This is a genomic window from Pseudomonas sp. LBUM1670 (assembly GCF_059695695.1).
In genome coordinates, this window is record NZ_CP166783.1 from 1613049 (window position 1) to 1631502 (window position 18454).

Annotated in this window: 11 protein-coding genes and 1 pseudogene; all 12 read left to right on the forward strand. The window is 60.1% G+C overall.

Annotation, left to right across the window (positions count from 1 at the left end; all coding sequences use genetic code 11):
* Positions 1 to 103: 103 nt before the first annotated feature.
* The 12 genes and pseudogenes from ACA073_RS07375 to pseC all read left to right on the forward strand — a co-directional run bounded on the left by ACA073_RS07375 (position 104) and on the right by pseC (position 18451).
* Entirely contained in the window at positions 104 to 844 is a 741-nt protein-coding gene (locus ACA073_RS07375; protein ID WP_497402714.1) for a flagellar basal body rod protein FlgF, read from the forward strand.
* A 45-nt stretch (positions 845 to 889) separates the two neighbouring features.
* Entirely contained in the window at positions 890 to 1675 is a 786-nt protein-coding gene (flgG, locus tag ACA073_RS07380; RefSeq protein WP_497402715.1) for a flagellar basal-body rod protein FlgG, read from the forward strand.
* Positions 1676 to 1727: 52 nt separating this feature from the next.
* Positions 1728 to 2423: a flagellar basal body L-ring protein FlgH gene (flgH, locus tag ACA073_RS07385; protein WP_497402716.1), complete on the forward strand. Its 696-nt coding sequence runs from the start codon at positions 1728 to 1730 to the stop codon at positions 2421 to 2423.
* Between the two features lie 27 nt (positions 2424 to 2450).
* On the forward strand, positions 2451 to 3539 hold the full coding sequence (locus tag ACA073_RS07390; protein WP_497404003.1) for a flagellar basal body P-ring protein FlgI: 1089 nt from the start codon (positions 2451 to 2453) through the stop codon (positions 3537 to 3539).
* An 11-nt stretch (positions 3540 to 3550) separates the two neighbouring features.
* Positions 3551 to 4837: a flagellar assembly peptidoglycan hydrolase FlgJ gene (flgJ, locus tag ACA073_RS07395; RefSeq protein WP_497402717.1), complete on the forward strand. Its 1287-nt coding sequence runs from the start codon at positions 3551 to 3553 to the stop codon at positions 4835 to 4837.
* Between the two features lie 23 nt (positions 4838 to 4860).
* A complete protein-coding gene (gene flgK, locus ACA073_RS07400; protein WP_497402718.1) occupies positions 4861 to 6927 on the forward strand; it encodes a flagellar hook-associated protein FlgK in 2067 nt (688 codons plus the stop codon).
* A 13-nt stretch (positions 6928 to 6940) separates the two neighbouring features.
* Positions 6941 to 8530 carry a flagellar hook-associated protein 3 gene (locus ACA073_RS07405; RefSeq protein ID WP_497402719.1) on the forward strand — a complete coding sequence of 530 codons (1590 nt, stop codon included), beginning with the start codon at positions 6941 to 6943 and terminating at the stop codon, positions 8528 to 8530.
* A gap of 125 nt (positions 8531 to 8655) precedes the next feature.
* Positions 8656 to 12234, forward strand: coding sequence for a glycosyltransferase (locus ACA073_RS07410; protein ID WP_497402720.1), 3579 nt, complete (start codon positions 8656 to 8658; stop codon positions 12232 to 12234).
* A gap of 923 nt (positions 12235 to 13157) precedes the next feature.
* Positions 13158 to 13268 (forward strand): annotated as a pseudogene (locus ACA073_RS07415) (sugar phosphate nucleotidyltransferase); the annotation flags it as partial.
* A 60-nt stretch (positions 13269 to 13328) separates the two neighbouring features.
* On the forward strand, positions 13329 to 16259 hold the full coding sequence (locus ACA073_RS07420; protein WP_497402721.1) for a TIGR00180 family glycosyltransferase: 2931 nt from the start codon (positions 13329 to 13331) through the stop codon (positions 16257 to 16259).
* Between the two features lie 30 nt (positions 16260 to 16289).
* Entirely contained in the window at positions 16290 to 17291 is a 1002-nt protein-coding gene (gene pseB / locus ACA073_RS07425) for a UDP-N-acetylglucosamine 4,6-dehydratase (inverting) (RefSeq protein ID WP_497402722.1), read from the forward strand.
* Entirely contained in the window at positions 17288 to 18451 is a 1164-nt protein-coding gene (gene pseC / locus ACA073_RS07430; protein ID WP_497402723.1) for a UDP-4-amino-4,6-dideoxy-N-acetyl-beta-L-altrosamine transaminase, read from the forward strand. Before pseB ends, pseC begins: the two co-directional genes overlap by 4 nt.
* Positions 18452 to 18454 lie beyond the last annotated feature (3 nt).

Consider the following 18454-nt stretch of genomic DNA (forward strand, 5'->3'; position numbering starts at 1 on the left):
TTTACCGGGCCCCGCGCCGCCAGAAAAAAGTTGGTCTGCAAATTGCTTATGGCTCAGCAGTACAGCGGTGGGCGGCAAACGTCCGGCATGCAGAGGAAAGAGTGTGGACAAGTACCTTTATGTGGCAATGACCGGCGCCAGCCAGAATGCACTGGCGCAGAAGGCTCATGCGAACAACCTGGCGAACATCTCCACCAACGGTTTCCAGAGAGACCTGGAGCAGGCGCGTTCGATGCCGGTGTTCGGTGACAGCTTTCCGGCGCGTGCATTTGCCATGTCCGAACGTCCGGCCACCGACTTCTCCGCGGGCTCCCTGGTACAAACCGGTCGCGACCTCGACGTCGCGGTGCAGGGCAATGGCTGGATCGCGGTGCAGAACCCGGACGGTGGCGAAAGCTACGTGCGCACAGGCAGCCTCAACGTCGACGCCTTGGGCGTATTGCGCGCCGGCAACGGTATGCCGGTGATGGGCAATGGCGGGCCGATCTCCGTGCCGCCCGAGCAGCAAATCGAAGTCGGTGAGGACGGCACCGTCAGCATCCGTGCGATGGGCGAAGGTCCTCGCGTGATGGCGGAAGTCGACCGCATCAAGCTGGTCAACCCGGACTTCAAGAACATGACCAAGGGCCTGGACGGTTCGATTCACACCAAGGACGGCAAGCCGGCGCAGGCCGATGCCAACGTCAAACTGGTGTCCGGGTTCCTTGAGTCGAGCAACGTCAATGCCGTGGAAGAGATGACCTCGGTACTGGCCCTGGCCAAGCAGTTCGAATTGCACATCAAGATGATGAACACCGCCAAAGACGACGACCAGGCCATGGCTCGGGTCTTGCAGATCAGCTAATTATCAGAACGTCGCGCCGTAAAACAGGCGCACGAGGAGAATTGAATGCTTCCGGCTCTATGGGTTGCCAAAACAGGTCTGTCCGCCCAGGACACCAACCTGACCACCATTTCCAACAACCTGGCCAACGTGTCGACCACGGGTTTCAAACGTGATCGTGCCGAGTTCCAGGATTTGCTGTACCAGATCAAACGCCAGCCAGGCGCCCAGTCGACCCAGGACAGCGAACTGCCGTCGGGCCTGCAAGTGGGTACCGGTGTGCGCATCGTCGGCACCCAGAAAAACTTCAGCGCCGGCAGCCTGCAAACCACCGAGCAGCCGTTGGACATGGCCATCGACGGTCGTGGCTTCTTCCAGATCCTGCAGCCGGACGGCACCACGTCCTACACCCGTGACGGCACGTTCCACCTCGATTCCAACGGCCAGATCGTCAACGCCAGCGGCTTCGCCCTGGAGCCGGCGATTGTCATCCCGAACGAGGCCCAGACCTTCACGGTCGGTCGTGACGGTACCGTGTCCATCACCATCGCCGGCAACCCCGCTGCCCAGGTGATCGGCAACCTGCAAACCGCCGACTTCATCAACCCGGCCGGTCTGCAAGCCGTGGGTAACAACCTGTTCCTGGAAACCGCCGCCAGCGGCGCGCCGCAAGTCGGTACGCCAGGCCTGGCCGGTTTCGGCACCACGCTGCAGAACACCCTGGAAACGTCCAACGTCAGCACCGTTGAAGAGATGGTCAACATGATCACCACTCAGCGCGCCTACGAGATGAACTCCAAGGTGATCTCCACCGCCGACCAGATGCTCTCGTTCGTAACGCAGAATCTGTAATCAAGTCTATGAGGCGGCCATGAGGTCGCCTGCAACACCGTGAGGTAGGGTCATGAATCGCTTTGTATCTGTTCTGGCACTGAGTGGGGCCGTCGTGGTCGCGGGTTGCGTTGCCCCGCCGCCCAAGCCCAATGACCCTTACTACGCCCCGGTGTTGCCGCGTACGCCGTTGCCGGCTGCCGCGAATAACGGCTCGATCTATCAGGCCGGTTTTGAGCAGAACCTGTACAGCGACCGCAAGGCGTTCCGGGTCGGTGACATCATCACCATCACCCTGAACGAGAAGACCCAGGCCAGCAAGAACGCCAACTCGCAAATAGGCAAAAACAGCAAGACCGACATCGGCCTGAAGTCGTTTTTCGGCGGTGGTCTGAGTACCAGTGATCCAGTGGGCAGCGGTAGCCTGAGCCTGGACGTCGGTTACGAAGGCGACCGCGCGACCAAGGGTGACAGCAAGGCCGGGCAGGGCAACAGCCTGACCGGTTCGATCACCGTGACCGTCGCCGACGTCTTGCCCAACGGCATCATCGCCGTGCGCGGCGAGAAGTGGATGACCCTCAATACCGGTGATGAGCTGGTACGGATTGCCGGCCTGGTCCGGGCCGATGACATCGCCACCGACAACACCGTCTCGTCGACCCGCGTCGCCGATGCGCGCATCACCTACTCGGGCACCGGCTCGTTTGCCGATGCGAGTCAGCCAGGCTGGTTCGACCGTTTCTTCCTCAGCCCGCTGTTCCCTTTCTAGGTGGCTACGTTGAATTTCAAACACCTGATGGTGGCTGCGTTCCTGATGTCCGCAGCCTTCGGCGCTCAAGCCGAGCGGCTGAAGGACATCGCCAGTATTTCCGGCGTGCGTTCCAACCAATTGATCGGCTACGGCCTGGTGGTCGGGCTTAACGGCACCGGCGACCAGACGACGCAAACCCCGTTCACCCTGCAGACCTTCAACAACATGCTTTCCCAGTTCGGCATCAAGGTGCCGGAAGGCTCGGGCAACGTGCAGCTGAAGAACGTCGCGGCGGTGTCGATCAGTGCCGAATTGCCGGCCTTCGCCAAACCCGGTCAGCAGGTGGACATCACCGTTTCCTCCATCGGCAACTCCAAGAGCCTGCGTGGCGGCACCTTGCTGCTGACGCCGCTCAAGGGTATCGATGGCAACGTGTACGCGGTCGCTCAGGGCAACCTGGTGGTCGGCGGTTTCGATGCCGAAGGTCGCGACGGTTCGAAGATCACCGTCAACGTTCCGTCGGCCGGTCGAATTCCCGGTGGTGCATCGGTTGAGCGTTCGGTGCCGAGCGGTTTCAACCAGGGCAACAGCCTGACCCTGAACCTCAACCGTTCCGACTTCACCACCGCCAAGCGCATCGTCGACAAGATCAACGACATGCTAGGCCCTGGTGTGGCCCAGGCCATCGACGGCGGTTCGATTCGCGTCACGGCGCCACTGGATCCGAGCCAGCGGGTCGACTACCTGTCGATCCTTGAAAACCTCGAAGTCGATCCGGGGCAGGCGGTGGCGAAAGTCATCATCAACTCGCGTACCGGCACCATCGTGATCGGCCAGAACGTCAAGGTGTCCCCGGCCGCCGTGACTCACGGCAGCCTGACCGTGACCATCACCGAAGACCCGATCGTCAGCCAGCCCAACGCTCTGTCCAATGGTCAGACGGCGGTCGTGCCACGCTCGCGGGTCAACGCCCAGCAGGAAGCCAAGCCGATGTTCAAGTTCGGTCCGGGCACCACCCTCGACGAGATCGTGCGTGCGGTGAACCAGGTCGGCGCGGCACCGGGTGACTTGATGGCCATCCTCGAAGCTCTGAAGCAGGCCGGCGCGTTGCAAGCCGACCTGATCGTGATCTGAGGACGGCGACCATGGATATGCGCAAGAGCGGTCTGGTCAGCAGCAGCGATTCGGGGTCCTATTCGGACCTCAATCGCCTGAACCAGCTCAAGGTCGGCGACAAGGACAGTGACGGGAACATGCGCAAGGTGGCGCAGGAATTCGAATCGCTGTTCCTCGGTGAAATGCTCAAGTCCATGCGCTCGGCCACCGAAGCGCTGGGTCAGGACAATCCGCTCAACACCCCGGCGGCCAAGCAGTATCAGGAAATGTACGACCAGCAGTTGGCCGTTTCCATGTCCCGCGAGGGCGGTGGTATTGGTCTGGCGGACGTGCTGATGCGTCAGATGTCGAAGAACAAGCCGATGGCGCCGGGCGAAGCAGCTGCCGCATCGGCGGCCAAGCAGGCGGCCGCGAAAGCCGCCGTGGAAACGCCGATTGCGGCCGGTACGGTCGCCGTCAACGGGCCGTTGTCGCGGATCAATGGCCAGCGACCGCTGTGGGCGTCGCGTGCGATCCATGCACCGCAAGCAGCGGGCGAGGGCGCGCATCGCAATGACATGGAACTGATCAATCAACGGCGTCTGGCGTTGCCACCGAAACTGGCTGACCGCTTGCTCGCAGGTCTGGTGCCTTCCGCGACGACGACGGCCGCGACAGCCAACAGGATTCAACGGCCGGAGCGCAACACGCCGACCGGTTCAGGTCCGTTGTACAACGGCGACTGGCTGGAAAATGCGCAAGCGTCAGCGGGCGCCGGCCTGCAGATTCATGGTCGCGCCATGGCTCAAATACCTTTGGCGCCCGCGAAGAAAGCCTTCAGTTCCGCCGACCAGTTTGTCAACACCATGTTGCCGATGGCCAAGGAAGCCGCCGAGCGCATTGGGGTCGATCCGCGTTACCTCGTGGCTCAGGCGGCGCTGGAAACCGGTTGGGGCAAATCGGTCATGCGCGCACAGGATGGCAGCAGCAGCCACAACCTGTTCGGCATCAAGGCCAGCAGCAACTGGCAGGGCAATTCGGCACGCGCGATCACCAGCGAATTCAGGAATGGCGCGATGGTCAAGGAGACGGCCGAGTTCCGTTCCTACGACTCTTACAAGGACAGCTTCCATGACCTTGTGACTTTGCTGCAAACCAACAATCGCTATCAAGATGTCGTGAAGTCGGCCGATAACCCAGAACAGTTTGTACGCGAGTTGCAGAAGGCCGGTTACGCAACCGACCCGGACTACGCGAGCAAGATTTCGCAGATAGCCAAGCAGATGACGAGTTACCAGAACTACGCTGCGGCGGGCGTTTCCACCACGCCTTTATAGGCACAAGGATTAAGGTCTGAACCATGAGTTTGCTCAATATCGGGATGTCGGGTCTGGCCGCTGGCCAATCCTCGTTGATGACCACCGGCAACAACATTGCCAACGTCGACACCGCCGGGTACTCACGCCAGCAAACAGTGCAGGGCACTAAAGCCTCGCAGCAGTTCGGCAACGTGTACATCGGCACCGGCACGACGCTGGCCGATGTGCGTCGGGTGTACAACAGCTACCTCGATGCGCAGTTGCAGACCACCACTTCGCTCAACAGCGATTCGGCCGCCTACCTGAATCAGGTCACGCCGCTGGACAAATTGCTCTCCGACACCAGCACTGGCCTGAACGGCGCACTGACCAAATTTTTCGCCTCGGTGCAGAACGTCAACGCCAAGCCGGGTGACGATGCTTCCCGCCAGTTACTGCTCAGCGATACCCAGGCCTTGAGCAATCGTTTCAACTCGGTCTCCACGCAGCTGAACCAGCAGAATGCCAACATCAACGGCAACCTGACGAACATGGCGGATCAGGTCAACAAGCTGGCCACTACCGTGGCGCAGTTGAACCAGAAGATCTCCGAGATTTCCAGCTCCGGCGGCATGCCGAACGAGCTGCTCGACTCGCGTAACGAAACCGTGCGCCAACTGTCGACCTTCACCGGTGCTCAAGTAGTGGAGCGTGAAGGCAACCTCGACATCTACCTGGGCAGCGGTCAGCCGCTGGTCATGGGCAACACCGTCAACAAACTTGAGACGGTGCCAAGCAAAGACGATCCGGGCCGTCTGGCGCTGCAGCTCAATCGTGGCTCGAGCACCATCGACATCACGTCGATCGTGACCGGCGGCGAAATCGGCGGTCTGCTGCGTTATCGCAGCACCGTACTGGACCCCGCCATGAACGAATTGGGCCGTGTTGCCCTGGTCGTCGCCGATAAGATGAACGGCCTGCAGGCCCAGGGCATCGACAAGAACGGTGACTTCGGTTCGAACCTGTTCACCAACATCAACACGGCCAAGCTGGTCTCTGAGCGCAGCATCGCCAGCACCAGCAACGTGGGCGCCGGCAACTTCGATGTGAGCATCAAGGACACTGGCAAGCTGACCATCAACGATTACAAGGTCACGTTCACCACGGCTACCGACTACACCGTTCAGCGCCTGCCGGACAACTCGCCCATGGGCACCTTCAGCACGGCAGCGCCGGTAACGGCACCGGTCATCGACGGCTTCGAACTGAAGTTCAACGCGGCTTCTGCCACGGCGGGCGACACCTTCAAGATCACCCCGACCCGCGATGCTGCGGCGAACATCAAGACCGAGATGTCCGACTCCAAGCGTCTGGCCATCGCGGCACCCCTGGGCGCGGCTATTGCGGCGAGCGGCAGTGGCAACGGCACCCTGACGATTCCGGCCAGCGGTCAACCGACGTTGACCACCCAGTTCGACATCTACGACACCGCGACCACCACCGCGATGCAGAACGGCCTGAAAAACTCCACGCCGACCAAGATTGTGTTTGGTGCCGTGTCCGCCGCCGGCACCAGCCAGACCTACCAGTTCCTGGATGCCAAGGGGGGAGTGATCAGCAGCGGCACCATCAAGCCAGGTGAGAGCAACACCCTGAACCTGAGCATTCCTCTCACGGACGCTGCGGGGGCACCGATCCCTCCTGCGCCGGCGACTCAGTACACCGCGGGCTTCAGCATGACCATCGCCGGCGCCCCAAGCAACGGCGCGGGGATTAACGTCTCGCTCAGTCAGCCGGGCAGCCTGGACAACCGTAACGGCACCGCACTGGCCGGCTTGCAGACCGCCCCGACCGTGGACACCGGCTCGGCCAGCAAAGGTATTTCCCTGAACGACGCTTACGGAAAATTGGTCGAGGGCGTGGGTTCCAAGGCTGCACAGGGCAAGCTCGACAGTGCGGCGACCGACGCTATCCTGGCGAATGCCAAGGGCGCGCGCGACTCGCTCTCGGGTGTCGACCTCGATGAGGAAACCGGCAACCTGGTCAAGTATCAGCAGTACTACACCGCGTCTTCGCAGATCATCAAGGCTGCGCAGGAAACCTTCAGCACACTGATCAACAGTCTTTAAGGAGTCGTAGCCCATGCGCATTTCTACCGCCCAGTTTTACGAGTCCTCGGCTGCGAACTATCAGAAGAATTTCGCCAACATCGTCAAGAGCAGCGAAGAGGCGAGCAGCCTGGTTCGCGTCAACACTGCCGCCGATGATCCGGTTGGCGCCTCGCGTCTGCTGCAATTGGGTCAGCAGGCTTCGATGCTCGATCAGTTCACGAACAACATTACGACGATCAAAGCCACGCTTGGCCAGACTGAAGCGGTGATGACCAGCATCGGCAATGTGCTGCAACGTGCCAAGGAACTCGCCCTGGGTGCCGGCAACGCCGGTTATACCGATAGCGACCGCCAGGCCAACGCTTCGGAGCTCGGCCAGATCGAAGAGCAGCTGTTGAGCCTGATGAACACCAAGGACGAAAACGGCAAATACATTTTCGCCGGCTCCAAGGGTGACACCGTTCCGTTCACGCGTAACACCGACGGCACCTACAGCTATAACGGTGATCAGGTCACGCTGGACCTGCCGATTGGCGATACCCAGTCGATGGCCACCAACAGCACCGGTTGGGCTGTGTTCCAGCAAGCGATCAACACCAGCCGCACGCAGTCCACCATGACCTCGCCCACGCCAGTCGTCGATGGCGGTCGTGTGGTGCTCTCCGATGGTCAGGTGAATTCGGACGTGACCTACAACGCCAAATTCCGTAGTGGCGAGCCCTACACCGTGAATTTCCTCAGCCCTACGCAACTGGAAGTCCGGGATTCGCTGGGTAACGACGTCACATCTGAGGCTTCTGGAAATGGCGTGTTCAGTTCCAGCAGTGGTGCGGCCACGCAGACGATCGGTTTCCGTGGCGTTGATCTGAAGTTGAACATCAACATGCAACCAGGTGATGTTCCGGCAACCGTGTTCGGCAACAACTACAGTTTCACCCTGGCGGCCAAGCCGGACAGCTTCAATGTGTCCCGGGCTCCAGGCAACGTGTCGACAGAGGTGGTCACCAACACGGCAATCACCAACAGCGCCGCCTACCACGCCAGCTTCCCGGAAGGTGCGGCGATTCTCAAGTTCAGCAGTCCTACCGCTTTCGATTTGTATGCCGCGCCTCTGACCGCGAACAGCAAGCCGGTTTCCAGCGGCGTTCTGGCGGGCAACGTCGCCACCGCATCGGGTGTCGCCTTTACGCTGAGCGGGACGCCGGCGCCGACGATGTTTGCCGGTGACCAGTTCTCTGTCGCGGTCAACACTCACCAGACGCAGAACATTCTGGACACCGTCAGCCAGCTGAAAACCGCGCTGTCGACGCCGACCAACAACAATCCGGTGGCCATTCAAAAACTGAACGCGGCAATGGTTTCGGGCATTGGCAACCTGACCAGCGGCACCGACCAGTTGACCTCCGGCCTCAGTTCCGTGGGTGGCCGCGGTGCGTCGCTGACGACCCAGACCGACATCAACCAGAGCCTGGTGCTGGCCAACACTCAGACCCAGGGGGCAATCCGTGATTCGGACCCGGCCACGGTGATGACCCGCCTGACCTTGCAGCAAACCATGCTGCAGGCCTCGCAATTGGCGTTCAGCAAAATCGCTCAGTTGGGACTGTTCAACAAAGTCTGAGTCGAGGCCTTCGCGCCATTGGCGCGAGGGTTGAGGCACCGAGTGCAAACCGTCTTTTTTTCAGCGGTTCAGGGCTGCTCCACTCGTTCCAGAGTGAGCGCCCGCCGCTCGAGAGTTCCCCCGCCGTGAAACCAGCTCCTCTTGTCAGCATCGCCATTCCCGCCTACAACGCACCGTACTTTCAGGCCGCGCTGCAAAGTGCTCTGAATCAGACTTATGCGCCGCTTGAAGTGATTGTCTGTGACGACAGCAACAGCGACGAAATCCATGACCTGGTCCAGGCTTGCACGGTGCCGGAAGGCTTGACGCTGCGCTATGTGCGCAATGATCGGCACTTGGGGTTCAAGGGGAATCTGATCGCCTGCGCCGAGCAGGCAACCGGGGAGTACCTCAAGTTTCTCTGTGATGACGATCAATTGCTGCCTGAGTGTATTGCCCGTCAGGTGCAGGGTTTCATCGAACATGACGATGTGAACCTGGTGATTGCCCAGCGTCGGTATTGCGACGGTGAAAGCCTTCTGCTTCCCGAGCGACTGGAGAACACCAGCTTTGCCTCGGGGGATACGCTGTTCAAGGGCGAAGACTTGCTGGATGTGCTGGAAAGCACGGCTCTCAACTTTCTCAGCAATCTGAGTGGCGCGCTGATGCGTACCTGTCAGGTGCTAGAGTATTTGCCTGCTTTGACCCAGATCGGTGAAGGGTTTGTCGCCCGTCTCGATTTCGCTTTGTTTGTGTGTCTGTTGCGTCGCGGTAATCTGGCGGTAATGGGGCAAGTGCTGAGCTTCGAGCGCTTGCACCCGGCGCGCATGAGCAATCAATTGGAGGTCGAACAGGCCGTCATGGTCGAGCTTGGCTGGCTGACCCAAATGCTGGCGGTGCGCAGCGGCGAGCCGGCACCCGCGCCGGGACATGTTCGCTACATCGATCTGGCCAGCGCCGCCCTCGGTGAGCCGTATGCCTGGGAGGAGATGCCTCTCAGTCGCTCACTGGGCTTTTCTGCGACCTTGATCCGTTCGCGGGTGGGTGAAAACTGTAACAGCTTCGCTGATGTGTACCAGCAATGGCTGGCCTGTCGCACCCTGAACCCGGCCCAGCAACGCCTGTTGCCCACGCGCCTTGCCTCGTGGGCATGGCTGCCACGAATTGTACCGGTGGTGATTGATGCCGACGCCGATGATGCGGCGCTGGGCGTCACACTGGAGAGCATCGAACGGCAGGTCTATGCCGCCGAAACGGTGTTGGTGCTCTCCGCTGAAAATCGTACCAGTGCCCTTGCTGGTAACGTGATTCGTGTGACCTTGCAAGGCGACGGACATGAGCAGCTCAATGTCCTGCTGATGCAGATGGACGGTGCGGACTGGTTCTATCTTCTGCGGGCGGGTGATCGCCTGAATGAGCTGGCCTTGCTGCTTTTGGCCGAGCGCATGGTCGAGAGTGCCGACGCGTTGTGCATTTACAGCGATGAAGGTGGTCTGCGCAATGAGTTGTCGGTGGAGCCGATCTTCAAATCCGATTTCAATCTGGACCTTCTGCGCAGTTATCCCTACATCGGGCGGACACTGGCCATTCAGCGTCAGCGCTTTGTGGACGCGGGTGGTTTCAACCCGGACTTCGCCGAACTCAGCCCCCATGATCTGGTCTGGCGGCTCGTTGAAAACCACGGCGCGCATGTCGTGGAGCATGTCGCCCAAGTGCTGGTCGAGTCCTCGTTCGGCATGTCGCAATGGCTCGCTCTGCCGCAGGTTATCGAGCAGAACTCTCGCGTACTGACCGCGCACCTTGATCGTATCGGCGCTGCACATGAGGTCCGGCAGGGCAACGTGCCGCTGATCAATCGAATTGACTACCACCATGGCTTTCAGCCGTTGGTGTCCATTGTTGTGGTGATGCGGGACCGGCTTGGCCCGCTTCAGCGCTGCATCGAGAGTGTGCTGGAGCACACGGCGTATGCTCACTACGAATTGTTGATCGTGGACAACGCAAGCACCTCGATCGAGGCGCGGGACTGGTTGGGCGCGATGGCGCAAATGGGCGGCGAAAAATTGCGCGTGCTGCACTGCGATTACCCCGATAACCCGGCCGCGGCGCAGAACTTCGCGGTGGCTCAGGCTCGCGGCGAGTATGTGCTGTTGCTCACCCCGGACAGCCTGATCGTCAACCGCGACTGGCTTGGCGAACTGCTGAATCACGGCTTGCGTCCGGAAGTGGGGGTCGTTGGCGGCCGAATGGTCAGCCCTCAGGGGCGCATTGAAGGTTCGGCGCTGGTACTGGGGATGCGCGGGCCTGTTGGCGTGCCTTGGCGCGGGGAAGCGGTGACCGCCGCGGGTTACATGCAGCGCCAGCAAGCGGTGCAGAACTTGAGTGCTGTGAGCACCGAATGCCTGCTGGTCCGCAAGCAAGTGTTCGATGAACTCCAGGGGTTTGACGATCAGGCCTTTTCCCAAAGGCTCGGCGGCCCTGATTTCTGTCTGCGTGTCAGGCAGAAGGGATATCTGGTGGTCTGGACACCGTATGCCGAATCGCTCAGCGTGGCTGCCGAGACGGAAAACGGGCCGGTGGCATCAACGCTGGTGGCTGAGCACAAGTGTTTTTATCAGCGCTGGCTGCCGATCATCGCCAGAGATCCGGCGTACAACGTCAACCTGAGCCTCAACACCAATAATTTCAGCCTTGAACCGGGTTTCAAGAACGATTGGAATCCTTTCGCCCGTCACATGCTGCCGCGGGTTCTGGCGATTCCGATCAACGAGACCGCGGTGGGGCATTACCGTGTCACCCAGCCGTTTCTGGAGCTGGAAGCTGCGGGTCGAGTGCTCGGTAACCTTGCTTTCCATACGCCCTCGGACATTGACCTGGAACGCCAGTCGCCCGACGTCATCATCCTGCAGGGACGCTACAGTCAGAGCGCGGTGGATGAAGTGGAGCGGGTCAGGAACAGCTCCCGGGCCTTCCGGATCTTCGAGCTTGATGACTACGTCATCGATGTTCCCAAGAAAAATGCTCACGTGCGCAAGGCCGTCGTTGGTGTCGAGCAAATCGTGCGACGTGCGATCGGGTTGTGTGACCGGGTGGTGGTGTCTACCCAGCCGCTGGCCGATACACTCAAAGGCATGCACGATGATATTCGCGTGGTGCCGAACATGCTTGCTCCGCATCTGTGGACCGGTCTTAGCAGTCAGCGACGTACGTCCCGCAAGCCGAGGGTCGGCTGGGGTGGAGGGACCAGTCATGATGGGGATCTGGCGATCATTGCCGATGTCGTTCGCCTGCTGGCGGATGAAGTCGAATGGGTGTTTTTCGGCATGTGCCCGCCGGCACTCAAGCCTTACGTACATGAATTTCATCCGGCCGTCGGCCTGCAGGCTTACCCCGCCAAACTGGCCAGCCTGAACCTCGATCTGGCATTGGCGCCGTTGGAGTTCCACATCTTCAATGACTGCAAGAGCAACTTGCGGCTGCTGGAGTACGGCGCGTGCGGTTACCCGGTGATCTGCACGGACACCGAGGCCTATCGCGGTTACCTGCCGTGTACCAAGGTGGTGAGCAACAGTACCGAAGAATGGCTGGAGGCGATTCGTATGCACCTGGCTGATCCGGACGCGAGTTATCGTATGGGTGATGCGTTGCGTGAGGAAGTGCTGCGCGACTACATGCTGCGGGGCAACAATCTGAATTACTGGGCTGAGGCTTGGTTGCCGAACTGATCCGGGTACAAGAAAAAAGCCAGGACTTGGTGACCGGTTTTTTCGTGTACATATCCATTCCTGCGGTAACGGCGGCTTATGGTTTCGCCCTTACGGCGAGTCCCTTTTTCAAACGCCAAAAAGGAACCAAAACGCTTACTTGCAGGCTTTAACGCGGCGCGGATCAACGTTGGTAGAGGCTCCGATGGAGATCGTCACAGGTTGACGGACAGGCTCAGGGCGTGGCGGGGCAGATCAAAAGCCAAAGCAAAAGCAAGATCAACAGCCAGAGCGAACTCACAACTGTAGGAGCGAGCCTGCTCGCGAAAAACGTCCAAGCACCGCGTTCATTCCGACAGCACGCGTTATCGTTGACGTCCATCGCAGGCAAGCCAGCTCCCACAGGGGAGCGCGTACACCTGAAATCAGGTCGGCTGGCAGGCCGCCTCGCGTGCTGTTGCGGTACACGCCCCCTCGAGAGGCCGAGTGCAGGTTCTGCGCAGTGGGCAACCCGGCATGGATGCCGGGTTAGCCGCCCCCGGCCATGGATGGCCGATGGCGGCGGGCCCACGGAGCAGGACCGGAGCGAGGGCATGCCGAGCCTAGGCGAGGCACCGAACGAAAGGGGCAAAAGCGCTTGGTTACTTGGCGCTTTTCCAAGTAACCCGCCGTAAGGGCGGAAACAATAGTCGCCATCACCGAAATAACGGATATACACCCAACCGCCCGAACACCAACCCGATACCTGGCTTCTACGTTTCAGACCCCGCCGACCCTAGAGAAAGAGCTGGCGCGTTTCCTGCAGGTCCCCCCGATATCGCCATAAAACGAGCACTTCCGGTGAATCCAGAAGCGCCCTGACCGGCATTGAAGGTTTTATCCAGACGGCCCGCGAAAGCTTGATACAGCTTGGCTGAGCCCTGTGACGAACAAGAGGGGAGACGATGAAGGCAGTTATTTTGGCGGGTGGTCTGGGCAGGCGCCTCAGTAATGAGTCGCACCTCAAACCCGGGCCGATGATTGAAATCGGCGGCAAGCCAATTCTCTGGCACATCCATTAAGCGACAACTTTATTCAAGCATTCATCAGGCAATCGGTCTGTGGTGGGGAAGGATATGCAAGGCATTTACGGTTCTGAAAACACGCGCTCCCTGAGTGAGCTGGTCACTCTGGTGCTGATTACACACAATCGCCCGGCGTTCCTGCGCAGGGCATTGCAGTTCTACAGCACGTTGCCTTGCAAGATTCTGGTCCTCGATTCATCGACCGTCGCGCTGGAAGGCGCGGCTGCGGTCGCGGACACCATCGACTATCGGCATTTGCCGCAGTTCGGCTACGGGGGTATCCAGACCAAACTGGTGTACGGCGTCGAGCAGGTCACCACGCCGTACATGGTATTCGCCTCCGATGATGATTTTCTGTTGCACGGTGCACTCACCGAGTCGGTGAACTTCCTCGAAGCCAATCCCGACTACGGTCTGTGCCATGGCTATTGCCTGATGTACCTGACCCACTCCAACTATGTGCAGTACTACCGGCGTGACAAGAAAGTGCGCGAGGACTACAACGCCGAGCGCGGTCAGGATCGTGTACTCGATTACATGAGCCAGTACATTCCGCCGTTCTATGCGGTCCAGCGCACCTCGCTGTTGCGTGACTGGTATCAGGCGATGCCTGAAAAAACGACTTTCGAGTGGCATGAAATCGGTCATGTCTACTACATGCTGGCACGGGCAAAGGCGCGGATTCTCCCGACGCCTTACGTGGTGCGTGAGGTCAACGATGGCCGCTCGGATCACAACACCGAAATCATGACGGCCCTGACCTTCAAGGATGCTCGTTCTGTTGCCGAGCGTGAGCGCTTTGCAGGATTTCTGGCATCGCTACCGACTGGCAGTGACCTGGATGAGCAACAGACGGCACAGGTTGCCCTGCAAAGCTTCGCCGCTTTGGCCGAGAGCCTGACGACCCGTAACGCGCTGACCATCGAACCGATTTTCGAGTCTTACTGGACGGATCCGACGGCGGAGCCGAAGCGGGTTTTCGGCGCTCAGCAATACGTCGAAATGCCGTTCTACAACAGTGCCTTTTTCGAACAACTGTCGCAGTGCGAATTTCTGCTTCATGCGATGCCGGCCGGGCGTCTGCAACTCGAAGAAATGGAAGGCGCACTGCTCAAGCAGGAGAACTTGCAGCGCACCTACTCCAATGACAGTACGGCGACGATTCAGAGCCGTCTGCTTCAAGCTGTTCAACTGGGTGCCTTCAACCGTCGGGTGGTGCAAAAGCTTGCGCAGCAGTTGCTGGATATGGATGAGGCCGCCGATGCCCAGGTGCTGACCGACTGGGTTCAGCGTCTGGACAGCGTGCCCGTTTTTGACAGTCGTCAGTTGCTCGACACGATGCCGTCGGGGCGTGTGCGGAACTGGTTGCAGGCCCGTCAACCGAACGACACCGCAGTGAGGAAAATCAACCAGCACCTGGCCGCCAACGACGGTGGTCCTCAGTTCGGTATTTTGCTGCTGAATCTGGACGCTGACATGGACAAGCTCCAGATCACCCTGGATAGCCTTATGGCGAGTGCGTTCCGGGCATTCAAAGTGGTGATCTTCACCACGGGTGACTTACCGGCGGTCACCACCGCACAAAACACGCTGCATTTCGTCAAGGTCACGGCGGCCAATTACGTCGACAAGCTGAACCAGATCGCTCGTCAGTCAACCTCGGACTGGTTACTGCTGGCCGAGGCGGGCGACGAGTTCACCGCTGCCGGATTCCTGCGTGCCAGTCTCGAGCTGCAGAACGCCGAGGGTTGCCGTGCGGTGGCGATGGACGAGATTCATCGCCAGGCCAATGGCACATTGGTCGACGTCTTCCGGCCAGCCTTCAACCTTGACCTGTTGCAAAGCCTGCCGGCGCTGGTTGCACGGCACTGGCTGATCCGCCGCGAAGCGTTGGTGGAGGCCGGTGGTTTTTCCCGCGAGTTCACGTCGGCGCTCGAGTTCGACCTGTTGCTGCGTTTGATCGAAACCGGCGGCATTGGCGGCCTTGCTCATCTGGCAGAGCCGTTGCTGATCACCGCAGCACCGGAGTTGGCGCCCAACGAACACGAACGTCAGACGTTGGTTCGGCATCTGGCGACTCGCGGTTATCAAGCGCAGGTCAACGCCGAAGCGTCGGGTGGTTACCATATCGACTACCGCCATGCCGATCGCCCGAAAGTGTCGATCGTCGTCCACAGCGAGGACAACCTGGAGCATTTGCAGCGCTGCCTGGTCAGTGTCTTGCAACGCACGCGTTATCAGAACAATGAAATCGTCATTGCCGATAACCATAGCCAGTCCGCCGAGCTGCTCGACTGGCTCGACAGCCTGGAGAAAAACGGTCGTGGCCGGATTCGTCTGGTCAAGGCCGCGCAGCGACTGAGCACTTCGGCGCTGCTCAACCTGGCAGCCGAGCAGACTCAAGGTGAGTACCTGGTGCTTTTGGCAGCGGACGCCGAAGTGATCAATGCGAACTGGATCGAAGCGTTACTCAATCAGGCCCAGCGTCCCGAAGTCGGGGTGGTCGGTGCGAAACTGGTGGATCGCGAGGGTAATGTGAGCGGTGCAGGTCTGATTCTCGGGTTCGATGGCGGGATCGCTTCGCCATTCACCGGCGAGAAAAAGGATGCACCGGGCTACATGCGCCGACTGGCCGTCGAACAGAATTACACGGCCGTTTGCGGCGCGTGCCTGATGATTCGCAAGGAAGTCTTCGTTGCCCTCGGCGGACTGGATCGCGAGCATTTCGATGAGGTCTACGCCGATGTCGATCTCTGCCTGAAAGTCGCCAACGCCGGGTTGCTGACGGTGTGGACGCCGCAGGTTCAGATTGCACACCCGGGCACCTTGCCGAACGATCCTCAGGTGCTGGCGGCCTTGCGCGATAAGTGGCAGGTGCGCTTCGACCATGACGAGGCTTACAACACCAACCTGGCCTTGACCGGCAAGGGCTTTTCCCTGGGTGAACCGACCCCGGTGAACTGGGCGCAGTTGCTCGCATAAGCCTGACTGATAGTTAAAAGGACTCAAGGCATGTTCAACGGTAAATCGATTTTCATCTCTGGCGGCACCGGCTCGTTCGGGCGCAATTTCATCCGCCGGCTGCTGGAGCAATATCAGCCGAAGCGGGTGGTGGTGTTCTCTCGCGATGAGCTCAAGCAGTACGAGATGCAGCAGACGTTCAACGCACCGTGCATGCGTTATTTCCTCGGTGATGTGCGCGACGCTGACCGTTTGCGTCAGGCCATGCGCGGCATCGATTACGTGGTGCATGCCGCGGCACTGAAACAAGTGCCGGCAGCGGAGTACAACCCGACCGAATGCATCCGCACCAACGTCAACGGCGCGGAAAACATCATCGCCGCAGCCATCGACAACGGCGTGAAGAAAGTCGTCGCACTGTCCACTGACAAGGCCGCCAGCCCGATCAACCTGTATGGCGCGACCAAGCTGCTGTCGGACAAGTTGTTCGTCGCCGCGAACAATATTGCCGGCGACCAGAACACCCGTTTTTCGGTGGTCCGTTACGGTAACGTCGCCGGCTCGCGGGGGTCGGTGGTGCCGTTTTTCAGCAAACTGATTGCCGAGGGCGCCACAGAACTGCCGATCACCGATGAGCGCATGACGCGTTTCTGGATCACCCTCGATCACGGTGTACAGTTTGTGCTCGACAGCTTCGCCCGCATGCACGGTGGTGAAGTGTTCGTGCCGAAGATCCCGTCGATTCGTATCGTCGATCTGGCACTGGGCATGGCTGAGCATTTGCCACACAGGAACGTTGGCATTCGTCCGGGAGAAAAACTCCATGAGTTGATGGTGCCGCTGGACGACGCGCGGATGACTCTGGAGTTCGCCGATCACTACACCATTCAGCCATCGATTCGTTTCACCAGCGTCGACGTGGATTTTGCCGTCGACACACTGGGCGAGCAGGGCAGGCCTGTCAGTGAAGATTTCGAGTACCGTTCCGACACCAATCCGCACTACCTGTCGGTTGGCCAGATTGCCGACCTGCACGCGAAGCTGTCGGCATGATCCCCTACGGTCGGCAGAGTCTCGATCAGGCAGACATTGATGCGGTGGTCGCCGTGTTGCAGTCGGACTGGCTCACTCAAGGCCCGACCATCGAGCGCTTCGAACAGGCCACGGCCGAACGTTGCCAGGCTGATTTTGCGGTGGCGGTGTGCAATGCCACGGCGGCGTTACACATTGCCTGCCTCGCTGCCGGACTCGGGCCGGGCGATCGGCTATGGACCACGCCGAACACTTTCCTGGCCTCGGCCAACTGTGGCCGCTACTGCGGCGCCGAGGTGGATTTTGTCGACATCGATCCACTGACGTGGAATCTCGACACCTATGCCCTGACGTCGAAGCTTGAGGCCGCCGAGCGCGATGGCACGCTGCCGAAGGTGCTGGTGGCCGTGGCGTTTTCAGGTCAGAGCTGCGACATGCGGATGATCGCCGAACTGGCCGCACGTTACGGCTTTACGGTGATCGAGGACGCGTCCCACGCGGTCGGTGCTACCTATGCCGGGCGTCCGGTGGGTTGCGGCGAATTCGCGGCGATGACGGTGTTCAGTTTTCACCCGGTGAAAATCATCACCAGCGCCGAGGGGGGCATGGTGTTGACCAACCGCCCTGAACTGGCAGAGCGTTTGCAGCGTCTGCGCAGCCACGGCATGACCCGCGATCCGCAACAGATGACCGAATCCAGTCACGGCCCCTGGTACTACCAGCAAGTGGAACTGGGCTTCAATTACCGGATCACCGACCTGCAAGCGGCACTGGGTCTGTCGCAACTGAACAAACTCGATGGCTTCATAGTGCGCCGCCGTGAACTGGCGGCGCGTTATGACCGATTGCTGGCGTACTTGCCGCTGACCTTGCCCGGCGCGCAGCCTGATGCCGAATCGGCGTGGCATCTGTACGTGGTGCGGTTGCACACAGACCGGATCAACCTCAGCCATCGGCAGGTATTCGAAGGCTTGCGAGCGGCCGGGGTCGGTGTGAACCTGCACTATATTCCGGTGCATTTGCAGCCGTACTATCGCGACCTGGGGTTTGCCGAAGGTGACTTCCCGCAGGCTGAACGTTATTACGCCGAGGCCATCAGCCTGCCGATGTTTCCCTTGCTGAGCGATGAACAGCAGGACTTCGTGGTCGAGCAACTGCGGCGTCTGGTTCTTGAGGAGTAGTGT